Annotated in this window: 20 protein-coding genes and 1 pseudogene; 8 read left to right on the top strand and 13 right to left on the bottom strand. The window is 68.8% G+C overall.

Going from position 1 to position 14328, the window contains the following annotated elements; translation table 11 throughout:
- Nucleotides 1-569: pseudogene (locus tag CCN39_RS19800) on the top strand (hypothetical protein); the annotation flags it as partial.
- Nucleotides 566-889 (top strand): DUF3017 domain-containing protein, encoded by a 324-nt coding sequence (locus CCN39_RS19795; RefSeq protein WP_086844081.1) that lies wholly within the window; start codon nt 566-568, stop codon nt 887-889. The pseudogene CCN39_RS19800 and the gene CCN39_RS19795, both read left to right, overlap by 4 nt.
- Here the strand turns inward: CCN39_RS19795 and CCN39_RS19790 are convergent.
- The gene (locus CCN39_RS19790) at nt 886-2070 is read right to left on the bottom strand and encodes an MFS transporter (RefSeq protein ID WP_086844079.1); all 1185 of its coding nucleotides are present in this window, start codon (nt 2068-2070) and stop codon (nt 886-888) included. The two genes, CCN39_RS19795 and CCN39_RS19790, sit on opposite strands and share 4 nt — an antisense overlap.
- Before the next feature lie 183 nt (nt 2071-2253).
- Nucleotides 2254-2577 (bottom strand): ArsR/SmtB family transcription factor, encoded by a 324-nt coding sequence (locus tag CCN39_RS19785; RefSeq protein WP_086844077.1) that lies wholly within the window; start codon nt 2575-2577, stop codon nt 2254-2256.
- Nucleotides 2578-2686: 109 nt separating this feature from the next.
- On the opposite strand from CCN39_RS19785, the gene CCN39_RS19780 reads away from it, so the two are divergent.
- Nucleotides 2687-3862 carry an MFS transporter gene (locus CCN39_RS19780; RefSeq protein ID WP_086844075.1) on the top strand — a complete coding sequence of 392 codons (1176 nt, stop codon included), beginning with the start codon at nt 2687-2689 and terminating at the stop codon, nt 3860-3862.
- Here the strand turns inward: CCN39_RS19780 and CCN39_RS19775 are convergent.
- On the bottom strand, nt 3859-4047 hold the full coding sequence (locus CCN39_RS19775; protein WP_034285998.1) for a DUF1918 domain-containing protein: 189 nt from the start codon (nt 4045-4047) through the stop codon (nt 3859-3861). The two genes, CCN39_RS19780 and CCN39_RS19775, sit on opposite strands and share 4 nt — an antisense overlap.
- A gap of 197 nt (nt 4048-4244) precedes the next feature.
- Here CCN39_RS19775 and CCN39_RS19770 point away from each other — a divergent pair, with 197 nt between their 5' ends.
- Together CCN39_RS19770 and CCN39_RS19765 are read left to right on the top strand one after the other, a co-directional pair.
- Entirely contained in the window at nt 4245-4679 is a 435-nt protein-coding gene (locus CCN39_RS19770; protein WP_086844073.1) for a TrmH family RNA methyltransferase, read from the top strand.
- Nucleotides 4676-5236, top strand: coding sequence for a hypothetical protein (locus tag CCN39_RS19765; RefSeq protein WP_086844071.1), 561 nt, complete (start codon nt 4676-4678; stop codon nt 5234-5236). The genes CCN39_RS19770 and CCN39_RS19765 overlap by 4 nt, the downstream gene beginning before the upstream one ends.
- 44 nt (nt 5237-5280) lie before the next feature.
- Here CCN39_RS19765 and CCN39_RS49460 read toward each other — a convergent pair whose 3' ends face one another.
- From CCN39_RS49460 to CCN39_RS19745, 5 genes are all read right to left on the bottom strand, one after another.
- Nucleotides 5281-5814 (bottom strand): HEPN domain-containing protein, encoded by a 534-nt coding sequence (locus CCN39_RS49460; RefSeq protein ID WP_143264087.1) that lies wholly within the window; start codon nt 5812-5814, stop codon nt 5281-5283.
- 80 nt (nt 5815-5894) lie between these two features.
- Nucleotides 5895-6932, bottom strand: coding sequence for a ParA family protein (locus tag CCN39_RS19760; RefSeq protein ID WP_086844068.1), 1038 nt, complete (start codon nt 6930-6932; stop codon nt 5895-5897).
- Between the two features lie 258 nt (nt 6933-7190).
- Nucleotides 7191-7772 (bottom strand): HhH-GPD-type base excision DNA repair protein, encoded by a 582-nt coding sequence (locus tag CCN39_RS19755; RefSeq protein ID WP_086844066.1) that lies wholly within the window; start codon nt 7770-7772, stop codon nt 7191-7193.
- Between the two features lie 4 nt (nt 7773-7776).
- A complete protein-coding gene (locus tag CCN39_RS19750) occupies nt 7777-8280 on the bottom strand; it encodes a DUF2165 domain-containing protein (protein WP_086844064.1) in 504 nt (167 codons plus the stop codon).
- A gap of 21 nt (nt 8281-8301) precedes the next feature.
- Nucleotides 8302-9078, bottom strand: coding sequence for a helix-turn-helix transcriptional regulator (locus CCN39_RS19745; protein ID WP_086844061.1), 777 nt, complete (start codon nt 9076-9078; stop codon nt 8302-8304).
- 50 nt (nt 9079-9128) lie between these two features.
- Here CCN39_RS19745 and CCN39_RS19740 point away from each other — a divergent pair, with 50 nt between their 5' ends.
- A complete protein-coding gene (locus tag CCN39_RS19740) occupies nt 9129-9542 on the top strand; it encodes a DUF2000 domain-containing protein (protein WP_086844059.1) in 414 nt (137 codons plus the stop codon).
- 2 nt (nt 9543-9544) lie between these two features.
- Here CCN39_RS19740 and CCN39_RS19735 read toward each other — a convergent pair whose 3' ends face one another.
- Genes CCN39_RS19735 through CCN39_RS19725 form a run of 3 tightly spaced genes read right to left on the bottom strand, consistent with a single transcriptional unit; the run spans nt 9545 to nt 11096 of the window.
- On the bottom strand, nt 9545-10159 hold the full coding sequence (locus CCN39_RS19735; RefSeq protein WP_086844057.1) for a class I SAM-dependent methyltransferase: 615 nt from the start codon (nt 10157-10159) through the stop codon (nt 9545-9547).
- Nucleotides 10160-10168: 9 nt separating this feature from the next.
- On the bottom strand, nt 10169-10549 hold the full coding sequence (locus tag CCN39_RS19730) for a DUF2203 domain-containing protein (RefSeq protein WP_086844055.1): 381 nt from the start codon (nt 10547-10549) through the stop codon (nt 10169-10171).
- A 25-nt stretch (nt 10550-10574) separates the two neighbouring features.
- Nucleotides 10575-11096: a hypothetical protein gene (locus tag CCN39_RS19725; protein WP_086844053.1), complete on the bottom strand. Its 522-nt coding sequence runs from the start codon at nt 11094-11096 to the stop codon at nt 10575-10577.
- Between the two features lie 257 nt (nt 11097-11353).
- Between CCN39_RS19725 and CCN39_RS19720 the strand changes: the two genes are divergently transcribed.
- Both CCN39_RS19720 and CCN39_RS19715 read left to right on the top strand, forming a co-directional pair.
- The gene (locus CCN39_RS19720) at nt 11354-12577 is read left to right on the top strand and encodes an NADP-dependent isocitrate dehydrogenase (RefSeq protein WP_086844051.1); all 1224 of its coding nucleotides are present in this window, start codon (nt 11354-11356) and stop codon (nt 12575-12577) included.
- Nucleotides 12578-12749: 172 nt separating this feature from the next.
- Complete coding sequence (locus tag CCN39_RS19715; protein ID WP_086844049.1) at nt 12750-13046, top strand: SH3 domain-containing protein; 297 nt, start codon at nt 12750-12752, stop codon at nt 13044-13046.
- A 4-nt stretch (nt 13047-13050) separates the two neighbouring features.
- On the opposite strand, the gene CCN39_RS19710 is transcribed toward CCN39_RS19715, so the two are convergent.
- Nucleotides 13051-13599 (bottom strand): permease, encoded by a 549-nt coding sequence (locus tag CCN39_RS19710; RefSeq protein ID WP_086844047.1) that lies wholly within the window; start codon nt 13597-13599, stop codon nt 13051-13053.
- Nucleotides 13600-13678: 79 nt separating this feature from the next.
- Nucleotides 13679-14254 (bottom strand): TetR/AcrR family transcriptional regulator, encoded by a 576-nt coding sequence (locus tag CCN39_RS19705; protein ID WP_086844045.1) that lies wholly within the window; start codon nt 14252-14254, stop codon nt 13679-13681.
- Nucleotides 14255-14328 lie beyond the last annotated feature (74 nt).

Genomic DNA, 14328 nt, shown 5'->3' with positions numbered 1-14328 from the left:
CGGCAGCCGCGACCTCGCCGCCGAGGTTCGCGGGTGCCGGTGTGGCACAGGGTGACGGTGGCGTTCTCGCTGCGGCGGGTCAGCTCAGCCTCGGCCGGCTCGTGCTGGGCCAGCAGGGCGCGCTGCCGTGCACGCCGTACGGGATCATCGAGCTGCTCAAGCGCCACGGCGTCGAGCTGAACGGCGCGCGCGTCACCGTCGTCGGCCGCGGCATCACCGTCGGGCGCACGCTGGGCCTGCTGCTGACCCGCCGCAGCGAGAACGCCACCGTCACCCTGTGCCACACCGGCACCCGCGACCTCGCCGCCGAGGTTCGCCGCGCCGACATCGTGGTCGCCGCGGCCGGCGTGCCGGGGATCATCACGCCGGACATGGTGGCCCCGGGCGCCGCGGTGCTCGACGTCGGCGTGTCCCATGTGGACGGCAAGCTCACCGGCGACGTCCACCCGGGAGTCGCCGAGGTCGCCGGCTGGATTTCGCCGAACCCCGGTGGGGTCGGCCCGATGACCAGGGCGATGCTCGTCAGCAACGTGGTCGAAGCGGCGGAACGCTCGGTACAGGGCCGATGACGATGACCGAGGACCGGCGGGACGTCCACGACCGCCGGAGCGGCCCGTCCCGGTTCGCCCAGCTGCCGTTCGCGGCGGTGCTGCTGGTGGTGGCCGTCGCGGCGCTGCGGATCTTCCAGTACCACTGGCGGGAGGGCGCGGCGCTGATCGGCGCCGCGCTCCTCCTCGCCGCGGTCCTGCGGGCCGTGCTCCCGACGGCCAGGGCGGGCCTGCTGGCCATCCGCGGCAAGCTGGTGGACGTCGTGACGTTCACGTCGCTGGCGGCGGCGGTCCTGTACGTCGCCCTGACGATCATCGGCGGCCCGCTCGGCTCCTCTTAGGACGCCAGGGCGAGTTCCCGCCGTTCGGCACGGGCCTCACGCCGGTCCAAAGTGCCCGACACGACGGCCAGCGTGAGCCCGAAGACGGCGAGCAGGGCGCCGACCCAGTTCGGGGCGACCAGGCCGAGCCCGCCCGCGATCACCAGCCCGCCGAGGTAGGCCCCGATCGAGTTGGCGATGTTGAACGCGGACTGGACGGCGGCCGACACCAGGGACGGAGTGCCGCCCGCCTTCTCCATGATCCGCGCCTGCATCATCGGGCCGATCATGAACCCGGCGACGCCGACGAAGAAGATCGTGATCGCCGCGCCGACCTTGCCCTGCGCGGTGATGGTGAAGATGCCCAGCACCGACGCCAGCGCCAGCAGCGCGATGTACAGGCTCGGCATCAGCGCGCGGTCGGCCAGCCGGCCGCCGAGCAGGTTGCCGATCGTCATGCCGACGCCGGCCAGCGACAGCAGCAGGGTGACGTTCGACGGCGAGTAGCCGGCGACGTCGGTCAGCATCGGCGTGATGTACGACAGGCACGCGAACACGCCGCCGAGACCGAACGTGACGATCGCCAGCGCCAGGTGCACCTGCGGGCGCTTGAACGCGCCGATCTCGTTGCGCAGCGACGCTTCGGCCGGGGGCCGGCCCTGGTGCGGGACGAGCTTGGCGATGGCCGCGACGGCGACCAGCCCGATCACGGCGACGACGCCGAAGGTCGCGCGCCAGCCGACCTGCTGGCCGAGCAGCGTGCCCAGCGGCACGCCGATGACGTTCGCCAGGGTCAGGCCGAGGAACATCAGCGACACGGCCTTGGCGCGCTCGCCCTGGCCGACGAGGCTGGAGGCGACGACCGCCCCGGCGCCGAAGAACGCGCCGTGGGGCAGGCCGGCCAGGAACCGGAACGCGACGCCGAACTCCTGGTTCGGCGAGAGCGCGAAGAGGGCGTTGCCCAGCGTGAACAGGCCCATCATGGCCAGCAGCATGGTCTTGCGCGGCAGCCGGACGGCGACCGCGGTGAGCAGCGGGGCGCCGACGACGACGCCGAGGGCGTAAGCGGAGATGAGGTGACCGGCGGTCGGGATGTCGACGCCGAAGTCGGCGGCCGCCTGGGGCAGCACGCCCATCATGACGAACTCGGTGGTCCCGATGCCGAAAGCTCCGATGGCGAGCGCGAGCAGCGCGACGGGCACGGCACTCCTTCCAGGGTGGGTAAACGATTACTCAGCCGATCTCTGGATCGGTTCAGTAAGGGGGCATAAAGAAAGGCAGCCGATCGGCCCCAGCGCCGTGAGCTGCCTACGCCCTAGTCCAACAAGTGAGGGGGGCGGTTGTCATCCCGATATCGGGTGACGATCCACACCGTAACGCGGTGATCAGCGCGGAGCCGCCAGGACGCCGTCCAGCAGGCCCGGGAACAGGGCGTCAAGATCGTTGCGGCGCAACGAGTTGAACCGCGTGGTGCCTTCCTGGCGGCCGGCCACGACGCCGGCCTGGCGCAGGATGCTCAGGTGGTGGGTGATTGTGGACTTCGTCACCGGGACGGTCAGCCCGCTGCAGGAGATCTCCGCATCGGTCGCCGCGAGCTGGCGGACGATGGCCAGCCGCACCGGGTCGGCGAGGGCGCGCAGCACGCCTTCGACGGTGATCTCGTCCTGGGCCGGGTAGTAGAGCGGCGGCAGGGTCCCGTGCTTGGCCATCTGCCCATTGTACGACGCCGGTCGAAATTGGTGGACGAGTCGTAGTACGGTAGCTGTCGAACTACGACGTTCGTCGAACCAATCCCTGCTTCGCTTGGGGGCTCAGCCCATGTCCGCACCTGCTCCGTCGAGGATCTCGGTCCTCGCCTTCGGCGCCTTCGGCGTCGGGACCAGCGGTTACATCGTCGCCGGGCTGCTGCCCGCGCTGACCGGCGAGCTGCACGTCTCGGCCACGGCCGCGGCGCAGCTCGTGACCGCTTTCGCCATCGCGTACGCGATCGGCTCGCCGCTGTTCGCCGCCGCCACCGGCACCTGGGAACGCCGCACGCTGCTGGTCGCCGCGCTCGCCGTCACCGGCGCCGGCAACCTGTTCGCCGCGCTCGCGCCCGGCTACGGCTCCCTGCTCGTCGCCCGGGTGGTGACCGCGGTCGGCGCCGCGGTGTTCACGCCGGCGGCGAGCGCCGTGGCGGCCGAGCTGACCGTGCCGGAACGCCGGGGCCGCGCCGTCGCGCTCGTGTTCGGCGGCCTGACGGTCGCGCTCATCTTCGGTGTCCCGCTCGGCAGCCTCATCTCCCAGCACCTCGGCTACCGGACGGCGTTCGCGCTGGTCGCCGTGTTCTCGCTGGCGAGCGCGCTGGCCGTGCGGCTCGCGCTGCCCACGGTCGCCGCGCCGCCGCGAGTGGGCCTGGCCGAGCGGTTCGCCGCGGGCCGCGACCCACGCGTGCTCGTCATGCTGGCCACGACGGTGCTCGCGTGCCTGGCCGCCTTCATGGTCTACACGTTCGTCTCGCCGCTGCTGGCCGCGACCGCGGGCGTGCACGGCACGACCGTGACGGTGCTGCTCTTCTGCTACGGCGTCGGCGGCGCGATCGGCAACTTCGCGGGCGGCCGGGTGACCGACCGCTGGGGCTCCCGGAAGCCGCTGCTCGTGGTCACGGTGGTCATCACCGCCGTGATGGCGTTGCTGCCGCTGACGACGGTGACGCCGGTCGCGGCCGGGATCTCGCTGTTCGTCTGGGGGCTGGCGACGTGGTCGTTCAACCCGCCGGTGCAGCACCGCCTGATCGAGCTGTCGCCGGGCCACGCCGGGCTGGTGCTCTCGCTCAACGCGTCCGCGATCTACCTCGGCGTCGGCCTGTCCGGCGTGGTCGGCGGCGCGGTGCTGTCGAGCGGCGGGCCGCTGCTGCTGCCCGAGGTCGCGGCCGCGCTGACCCTCGTCGCCCTGCTGCTGGTGGGCTCGGCGTGGGGGCGGGTCCGCGAGCCTCGGGAACAGGTCGCCGTCTAGTCGGCGTGCGCCTGAACCTCGCAGTCGGGCCCGGGGTACACGAGCCCTTCGTGCCCGTCGGCGAACCGCACCAGATAGGGCGGGGCGCCGTCGGGGCCACGGACTTCGAGGATCTCGCCGCGCTGCTCGGCCGACCCCACCGTCCGGCCGTGCACCTGGATTTCGTCTCCTACTCCTGCGTGCATGGGCTTCACCTCCGTGTCCAGGGTAGGAGCGGAAACTCCGCCCGTGGACCCCGCGAACGGGTTAGAATCCGGGGCATGATCAGCGAATCCGGAGGCGCCGCGCCTCGGCGCCGGTGAGCCCGTCGGTCCGGGTCCGCACGCCTCGAGAGCTGCGGAAGTCCCGGCGGAGCAAAGCCCATTCCTGTTGGGGCCACCTGGTGGCCGCCCCGCTGTGGCCGTTGCACGGCGCGAACCTCGGCACGCTCCTGCGCACCTGCGACGCCGTCGGAGCGTGCCTCGCCGTGCCGCGGTACCCGTGGGTGCCCGAGGCGTTGCGGAGGGGGAACACGTTGCGGCGGCCGGCCTGCGTGCATTGGGTGCACGACCCACCGGGCTGGCTGGCGCGCGAACGGGCGGCGGGCACGCGGGTGGTCGGCGTCGAACTGGCCGAGGAAGCCGTCCGGCTGGCCGACCTGCCCGCCGCCCGCGGCCGCACGATCGCCGTGCTCGGCCACGAGCAGACGGGGATCCCGCCCGAGGCGCTCGACCTGCTCGACAGCGTGGTCGAGATCCCGATGGTCGGCACCGGCGCCAGCCTGAACGTCGCGGTGGCCGGCAGTCTCGTGCTGTACAAGCTGGCGGGCCTGCTGTGACGAGTCTGGAGTGGACGGTCGCGGAAAACGCCGCCTGGTGCGATCTGGTCTCGCCCGGGCAGTTCCGCCCGCGCGCGTGGACCAGCCGCACGCGCACCCCGGAGTACTACCCGGACGCGGTGACGCTGACCCCGGACGCGACCGCCGCCGACGTCCTCCCGTTCGTCGACGGCTCGCCGGGCTGCTCGGTGAAGGACAGCTTCGCGACCCTGGACCTGCCGGGGTTCTCGGTGCTGTTCGAAGCCACGTGGATCGCGTGCGGGCCGGGCGTCCCCGAGCCGGGCTGGCGGCGGGTGACCGAGCGCGGCTTCCCGGTCGACGACTCGGTGGCGGTGCTGTCCCGCGGCACCGCGGCGGTCGTCGCCCACCGCGGCGACGGCGTGGTGGGGTTGTCCAACTTCTCGGGGCCGCCCCAGGCATGGCCCGGCGCGGTGGCGGCGGTGGCCGCGGCGTTCCCGGGCCGCCCGGTGGTCGGCTACGAACACGGCGAGGACCTGCAGGTCGCCCTCGGCCACGGCGCCGAGCCGCTCGGCCCGCTGCGCGTCTGGCGTTGCTGAGCTTAACAATCAGTCGCAAACGATCTTGCATATCTGGCGAGCGGTCAAACGTGTACGGCAAACTGATTGACGTCAGAAGAAATGCGTTCAATATGATTCATTGCATCTGTGACCATTACGCTGTCTATCGGCCACTTCTCGCCCAATGTTGAATCCGCCAGGTCGGCTTCGTGGACGATTTTATTCCTTCTGGTCGCTATTAGGTTCAACTCCTTCTTCGTGGACTCGCAGGCGGTACCTTTGCCGTATGTCGCTGACCAGAACGGCGCGTTGCATATTAGCTTCAGCCCGCTGGCTATGTCGTCTGCGCGTTGGTAAGTCTTTCGGGAAAGCGACTCGCTGATCGTCTGGCGGTACAGCAACTCCTTTTCGTAGGAGGAGGAAGTGGCGGAGATGTCGTACGAGAATGTTGCGGGTAACTGCAGCAACTCGAACCCTTTGGCGCGCTTCCTATTTCCTCTGAATACCTCGACAAGGCATTCTAATATAAGGTCGTGAATGTAGTAGTCCAGGGCGCTGACGGCAAACACGATTGCAGATCGAAGTAAGTCGTCGCATCCAAGGGAAGGGCCGACCATTCTGCGAAGTGTCTCGCCGAGTCCCACGAGGTCCCTTGATCGGGAAATCTCTCTGGCGAAATTTTGGTATGGTCGATGGTTCACGCCGTCAGTATTTCGATCTTGTGGGCCATCTCATTGAATGTCTCATGAAAGGAATCTATGCTACGCTTCGTATTCTCCCACAGATTTCCGCCTCGTCTGACGTCATGGTGATCGAGAGAAAAGACTGGCTTCTGTTGTTTCTGAGAAACGGCAATCAAGGAATTGAAGTCGGAAATTGACGAAAGCCGTAGATCGGATTCCAAGTCGGCTTCCCTGTATTTTGCATCGGGGAGCAGCATGCCGCAGGTGGCAAGCGCAGGCTTAAGTTTATGGGCGAGCACAGTGCTGAGCTCGTCGAAGTATTCTTGGAAAGCTCGAGTGGGTTTCCTTGCCTTGAGGTTGTATCTTTGAATGAGCGCGCCGAGTAGTTTGAGATTTGGCTTCGGAAAAGGGTAATCAGCTTCGCGAAACATCTCCGTCTCCGCGGCACGTTGGGCCCATCGAAGCCAGCGCGGTAATACGCGTGCGAGCGACTCGACGGCCATCACTGAGAATACGTCCGGGGAGGTTGGGACGATGAGGTAGTCGGCGGTCGTGACCAGATTCTGGTTGATGGAGCCTAGTCCGGGGCTGAGGTCAACAATGACGTACTCAGCATTCAATTTCTGTGCGGTGATGCGAAACAGGTGGGTAAAGCTGCCTGGAATATTCTGTAGTGCCTGGATGCTTCCGCTGAGCTCTTGTGATATTCCGAGTTGTACCTCGTATTCGGCCAGCTGAATGTGTCCCGGCATGAGGAAGAGGCCCGGCCGTGCGGCGACTTCAACGCAATCAACTGGCGATAATTCCTTTGGGCGGGACTCGAATACGGGCTGAAGTGCGCTTTTGATATTGCGACTGTCGTCCCTGGAATAGAAGTCCTCAAGTGCTTCCATTCCACTGAAGCCCATTACCATTCCGGTGAGGTTGCATTGAGGGTCGGCGTCTACAACGATAACGCGATGGCCTCGTTCGGCGAGAATCCAACCAAGGTTGAATGTTGTAGTCGTCTTGCTGACGCCACCTTTATTGTTGAATAGCGCTATCGACTTCACCTGCGAACCCCTCGCGTCGACGTGATCGAGGTCGCAGCTTATCGCGTTCGATTGAGTATTCCAAGTATTGACAAATCGTTGTTGAACGTGTGCCTACAGCAATGAGTATGCCAATGGGTGCGTAGGGGAGGTGTCAGGGCGACGTTGTGAACCTGACATGCACGACCCGACGGGTCTGCATCAAAGGCGGAGTACTTGTATGGGCAGCATGATTGATAGGACGCTATTGCCGGGACGGTAAAGCCAACTTCTGGTGCGTTAGCCCGCTTTGGCCGCGGCCTTGGCGGCCTTCTTGAACGCGCGCACCTCGGCGAGGGTTTCGGCGCTCGTGACGTCGGCGATCGACCGGCGCGACCCGCGGTCGCCGTACGCGCCGGCCGCTTCGCGCCAGCCCTTCGGCTGGATGCCACGCTGCTTTCCGAGCAGGGCCAGGAAGATCTTGGCCTTCTGCTCGCCGAACCCGGGCAGGGCCCGCAGCCGCTTCAGGACCTCGGGACCGTCGGGCTTCGGGCGCCCGTCGAGCCAGATGCCTTCGGTGCGGCCGTCGTAGTTCTCGATGATGTGCTGGGCGAGCGCGTGCACGCGGCGGGCCATCGAGCCGCCGTAGCGGTGGATGGCCGGCGGGACCACGCAGAGCTCGACGAACGTCTCGACGTCGGTCGCGGCGATCTTCGCCAGGGAGAAGCCGTCCATCCGGTCGGCGATCTTCCGCGGGCCGGCGAAGGCGTGCTCCATGGGGAACTGCTGGTCCAGGAGCATGCCGACGAGCAGGGCGAACGGGTCGTCGTTCAGCAGCTTGTCGGCCGCCGGGTCGCCGGTCAGGTGCAGTTCGCGCAGCATGCCGTCATCTTGACACAGCCTGCTTCTCCGGCAGGTGGGCGACGACCAGCGCCACCGTCGCGATGAGGAAGTTCTGCAGCGCCGGCTGCAGCCCGTTCCACTTCTCCGACTGCCACATCTGGAACCACTCGCCGCCGATGGCGAGGAAGCCGACGCCGAACAGCAGCACCCACATCACCCAGCCGAGGGTCGACAGCCGCCGGGCCGGGCCGTCCTTCGCCCGGATCCACTGGACCAGGGCGGTGACCAGGACCAGCGCGGTCAGCACCTCCCACGCGATGATCACGACGTAGGCGGTGTTCTGCAGGCCGGGACTGGTGATCGCGCGCCACATCGTGTCCGGGGAGCGGAACGTCGTGTCCATCGCGAGGACGTGCTGGACGAACGCCTGGTTCGTGCCGAAGTCGGTGATGTTGCCGAACGCGATGAGGGCCATCTGGAGCGCGGTCATGGCGGTGAGGACGACGACCGCGAACCGCAGGCCGCCGATCCTGGCGAGGAACCCCATGTCCGGATCGTAACGACGTCGTCACCGGGTTTTCGCGTAGCGCGACGGCGTCGTGCCCAGGTACCGCTTGAAGTGCCGGGTCAGGTGGGCCTGGTCGGTGAACCCGGCCGCCGTCGCGACCTCGGCCGCCGGGGTGCCGTCGAGCAGCAGGCGGCGGGCCCGGTCCACCCGGCGGCCCGTCAGGTACCGGTGCGGCGGGAGGCCGAACCGCGCCCCGAAGCAGCGGACGAGGTACGCCGGGTGCGCGCCGAGCGTCTCGCCCGCTTCGGCCAGCGTCAGCGCTTCCGGCAGGCGCGCGTCCAGGAGGTCCCGGAGGTCGTCGGCGAGGCCGCGCTTCGGCTCGTGCGACGCCGGCTTCCCCAGGTGGGTGCGCAGCCGGTCGGCGACGAGCACGAGCCTGCTTTCGGCCTCGAGCGCGTCGCCGGGCTCGGCGAGGGACTCGTGGAGCTGGTGGATGCGGGTGCGCAGGAGGCCGTCGGCGAGGCTCGGCCGGTCGACCGCCGCGCCGATCAGGTCTTCGCCCAGCACCGGCGTGTCCAGGTAGAGCACGCGCTTGCGGAAGCCGTGGCTGGTCGCGGCGCGGCCGTCGTGGGCGACGTCCGGCGGCAGCAGCGTCACGGCCGGCCCGAGCGCGCCGTGGTGGTGGCGGTCGAGGTCGTAGCGGATGACGCCGTCGTCGACGATCAGCAGCGTCCAGGTGTCGTGCGTGTGCAGCGGGTAGGCGTGCGTGGTGAAGCGCGCGTGGAAGACCTCGGCGATCCCCGGGACCGCCGGCCGCCAAGCCGCGACGTCCGCCATGTCAAGAACGTACAAGACGCGGGTGTCGCGCCCGGGCGAGTCTTCGGGGCATGAGTTCCTTCGACACGAAGATCGCCGTCCTGCTCCGCGACGACCTGGCGTCCTGGCAGCGGCTGAACGTCACCGCGTTCCTGGTGAGCGGCATCGCCCACGTGACCCCCGAGCTGATGGGCGAGCCGTACGCCGACGCCGACGGCACCGGGTACCTGCCGATGTTCGGCCAGCCGGTGCTGGTCTTCTCCGGGACGGCGGCCGTCCTGACCGCGGCCCACGGCCGGGCACTGGGCCGCGGCCTGCGGTTCTCGATCTTCACCGACGAGCTGTTCCACACGGGCAACGACGCCGACAACCGCGCGGCGGTCCGCGAGGTGCCGGGGGAGAAGCTGGCGCTGGCCGGGCTGGCGGTGCACGGGCCGAAGAACGCCGTGGACAAGATCCTCAAGGGGGCGTCACTGCACCGCTGACGTCACGGCGCCGTCGCGTGCACCAGGAACACGCTGCGCAGCCGCTCGCCGGTGTCGACGGTGAAGGTCCGCGCCGAAGCGTCCACGAAACCCGCCGACGAGGCCAGCGCCGCCGCCCCGGCCTCGTCGTGCGGGAACGCCAGGTCGTCCGGCACCAGGTCCGCGAACGGCCCCGAAGGCTTGAACCGCGCCCCGGACACCACCGAGAACGCCAGCCGGCCGCCGGGGCGCAGCACGCGCAGCCAGTCCGGGAACGCCACCGCGCCCAGGAAGTGCAGCGAGGACGCGCACAGCACGACGTCGGCCGAGTGGTCCTCGACCGGCAGCGGCACAGCGGGCGCGACCTGCCAGGTGATCCGCTGCCCGGGGTCGAAGTCCGCCTTGGCCTCGGCCCGCGCCAGCATCGCCGGCGACAGGTCGACGGCCAGCACGCGAGCCGGCTTCAGCCGCAACGCCGCGTACGCCGCGAAGCCCGTCCCGGTGGCGACGTCCACCACGAATTCCGGCTCGGAGGGCAGCGGGTCGACCAGTGCTTCCGCCACCCGGGCGTGGAAGGTGTCGTCGTCGTAGTGCTCGGCCGTGCCGTCGAAGACGGCGGCCCTCACGTCGTGGTCCACGGACCCAACCTAGCCGGGGCTGCCAGGGGTTTTCAGGGGACGACGGCCGGCGAACCCGAGGTCGGCGCGGTGGTACCAGCCCAGGTCCCGGTCACCCTCGAGCCAGCACAGCAGGACGTCGGTGCCGTCGAGCTCGGCCGGGAAGTCGACCAGCAGCGGCGCGAACCCCTTGAGCTCGGCGCCGGTGCGCTGGACCGTCGTCATCAGGTCGTCGAGGCGGGCCTGCGCGGCTTTCCACTCGGGCAGGCCGCCCAGCTCGGTGGCCCGGCCGCCCGGTCGCAGCGACGCCGCGAGCTCGGCGGCGTCGGCGCGGACGCGCACGAGTTCGTCGAGGACCGGCCGCAGGCGCGTCAGTTCGGCGCGGGCTTCGGAGACGGTGAACAGTCCCATCGCCCGATGATGCCACCGGCGCGGGTCAGCCTTCGCGCCGCCGCCGGACCAGCGCGTTGGCCAGCCCGCTGCCGACCAGCAGGAAGCCGACGCCGAGCAGGCCGCCGATGAAGAGGAAGTCCATGACGCCGTACGCGATGTCGCTCTTCGGCATCAGGTTGACCAGCCGGAACCCCCATTCGGGCATGGCCATCGCGGCGACGCCGGGCAGCACGCCGTAGATCAGGCCACCGAGGATCGGGCCGACCGCCGACAGGGCCCCGAGCGCGGCGACGACCAGCAGCACGATCGCCCCGCCGGCCAGCAGCGCGATGCCGAGGGCGTCGCGGTTGGTGCTCAGCGTCGCCTGGATCAGCTGCTGCTGGCGCAGGCCGCCCCAGCTCAGCAGGCCGAGGGCGACGGGCGTCAGTACGAGTCCGCCGAGTGCGCTGACGACGTGCGCGGCACCCCGGCGCGGCCGCTCGTCGAGCACGTCGGCGGGTTCGTCCTGCTCCTCGTAGTCGTTCTCGTAGTCGACTTCGTAGTCCGCGTACCGATGGGTCGACATGGGCGTCACCTCTCGCATGGAATCACGGGTGGCATCGTGCCCTGGTTCACCCGCGAACGCGACGGCCGCTCGGCGAGCGGTCGGATCGCGGTGGACCGGCGGCGCTCCCGCCCGGTGATCCGTGCCACAAAGGCCGGGTGGAGACTTGATGCCGACCACTACTGGAACCATCCAGCTCCGTCAAGCAGTACGCTTGTACCGCTACCGGCGAGACGTATGAAGCAACGCGAAGATCCGCGGAAGGAGCACCGCTGCTCATGGCCAAGATCAAGGTCCAGGGCACCGTCGTCGAACTCGACGGCGATGAGATGACCCGCATCATTTGGCAGTTCATCAAGGACAAGCTGATCCACCCGTACCTGGACGTGAACCTGGACTACTACGACCTGGGTATCGAGGAGCGGGACCGCACCGACGACCAGGTCACCATCGACTCCGCGAACGCCATCAAGAAGCACGGCGTCGGCGTCAAGTGCGCGACGATCACCCCGGACGAGGCGCGCGTCGAGGAGTTCGGCCTCAAGAAGATGTGGCTGTCCCCGAACGGGACGATCCGCAACATCCTCGGCGGCGTGATCTTCCGCGAGCCGATCGTCATCCAGAACATCCCGCGGCTGGTGCCGACCTGGACGAAGCCGATCATCATCGGCCGCCACGCCCACGGCGACCAGTACAAGGCGACCAACTTCAAGGTTCCCGGCCCGGGCAAGCTGACCATCAGCTACACCCCGGACGACGGCTCCGAGCCGATGGAGTTCCAGGTCGCGCAGTTCCCCGAGGGCGGCGGTGTCGCCATGGGGATGTACAACTTCAAGAAGTCCATCGAGGACTTCGCGCGCGCGTCGCTGCAGTACGGCCTCGACCGCGGCCTTCCGGTGTACCTCTCCACCAAGAACACGATCCTCAAGGCCTACGACGGCCAGTTCAAGGACGTGTTCGAGGAGATCTTCCAGAACGAGTTCAAGGCCGACTTCGACGCCAAGGGCATCTCCTACGAGCACCGCCTGATCGACGACATGGTCGCCGCGGCGATGAAGTGGGAGGGCGGCTACGTCTGGGCGTGCAAGAACTACGACGGTGACGTCCAGTCCGACACGGTCGCGCAGGGCTTCGGCTCGCTCGGCCTGATGACGTCGGTGCTGCGCACGCCGGACGGCCGGACCGTCGAGGCCGAGGCCGCGCACGGCACGGTCACCCGGCACTACCGCCAGCACCAGCAGGGCAAGCCGACGTCGACGAACCCGATCGCGTCGATCTACGCCTGGACCCGCGGCCTCGAGCACCGCGGCAAGCTGGACGGCAACCAGGAGCTGATCGGCTTCGCGAACAAGCTGGAGCAGGTCGTCGTCGAGACCGTCGAGAGCGGCCAGATGACGAAGGACCTCGCGCTGCTCATCAGCAAGGACCAGCCGTGGCAGACGACCGAGGAGTTCCTCGCGACGCTGGACGACAACCTGGCGAAGAAGATCGCCCAGGGCTGAGTTCTTCCGCGTTGAGGGCCCCCTTCCCGGTTCGCCGGGGAGGGGGCTTTCGCTTGATCACACGGGGTGACGTCGCTGGCGCCTCCGGGTGGTTGCGACGTCCGGCGCTGCCGTCCGGGTAAAGGATTGCCTACCCTTGGCGTGGGGACGGGCTCGCGGGTTGGAGGAAGGCATGTCGAAGAAGACTCTGCTCATCTTGGGCGCGCTCGTCCTGGTCGTCATCGTGTACGCCATGAACACGGGCAAGCAGGCGTCGGGGGCGTCGGCCACCGGCTGCAAGGTGACCGTGACCGCGGACGTCCTGAACGCCCGCGAGGCGGCCGACGGCAACGCGAAGATCGTCGGGAAGTACCTGCGTGACGCCCAGTTCGACGCCCTGCCGGGCGTGCAGAACGGCTTCCGCAAGGTGGCCGACGACAAGTGGGTGGCGGCCGAGTTCACCCAGCCCGTCGCCGGCTCCGCCTGCTGAGTTCCTACAGGCCGATCAGGTCGGCCGCGAGCGTGACGACGCCGAAGGCCGCGGCCGACAGCCCGAGCGTCCTGGCGCGCTTCGGGTCCCGTTTCGCGGCGGCGCGCCAGTAGAGGCCGACACCGATCGCGAGCATCAGCAGTTCCACGACGGCCGAGACGGCGGGCAGCCGCCAGAGCCCGAAGCCGAACACGGGCAGATCGCCGGCGTTGCCGGGCAGGATCGGCAGGTCGGCGCGGTGCACGACGAGGTCGAGCAGCCAGTGCGAGAACACGACACCGCCGAGGACGAGCCCGGCTTCCCGGCCGAGCCACTTGGCGGCGACGGCGCCGAACAGCGCGGCGAGCACGAGCGCGCCGACGAGGGAGTGCGTGTAGTCGGCGTGGATGACGCCGCCGCCGTAGCCTTCGCCGTCGATGGTCTCGACGCCGCTCAGGTAGAGCGGGACGAAGACGACGTCGAGCCAGGCGGTGGCGAGCATGAGCGTCCAGACGGGGATCGCGGGCCGCCCCGCCTTGACGGCGGCGGCCAGCCCGAAGTGCCCGGCGATCATCTGGGGGTCTCCGTCCAGGGGAAGCGGGCGTCGAGCACACCGAGCCCGACGGTGAAGAGCAGGACGGCGAGGAGGAAGGTCATCGTTTCTCCGCGTAGTTCTCGAGGCCTTGGACGAGCATCTTCTTGAGCACTTCGAAGCTCTCGCCGACGTCTTCGGGGCGCCCGAAGCCACCGGAGGCTTCGAGCCCGGCAAAGCCGTGGACGGCGGCGCGGATGCAGCGCGTGGCGTGAACGGACTGGGCGTGGTCGAAGCCGAAGGGCCGCAGGACGGCGAAGACGACTTCGGCAACGGCATGGGTGGCGGTGCTGAGTTCGACGTCCCCGCGGTCCGGGGCGGCGGTCAGGGCGTGGGTCCGGTGCGGGTGGGCTTGCAGGTAGCGGCGGTAGGCATCGGCAAGGGCGGCCACGGCATCCCCGCCTTCGCGCCCGGTGGCGGCGGCGCGGAGGGTGTCGGCCATTTCCTTGACGACCCGGAGGTCGACGAGCCGCCGTAGATCGGCGAGGTTCTTGACGTGCTTGTAAAGGGAGGGCGCGGCAACCCCGGCGCGCTCGGCGATCTTGGCGAGGGTGAGCTCGCCGGCCCCGGACTCGTCAACGAGGGCAACGGCCAGATCGACCACGGCGTCGGTGGTCAGGCCGGCTCTAGGCGACATGGTGGCTACTTGGCATAGCTTTAAAGCTAATGAGCGTAGCTTCGGCGGTCAAGGGCCGGTTTTTGTCGGTGGTG

Source organism: Amycolatopsis kentuckyensis (genome assembly GCF_002155975.1).
Lineage (GTDB): Bacteria > Actinomycetota > Actinomycetes > Mycobacteriales > Pseudonocardiaceae > Amycolatopsis > Amycolatopsis kentuckyensis.
This window is presented reverse-complemented; position numbering and strand designations above follow the sequence as displayed.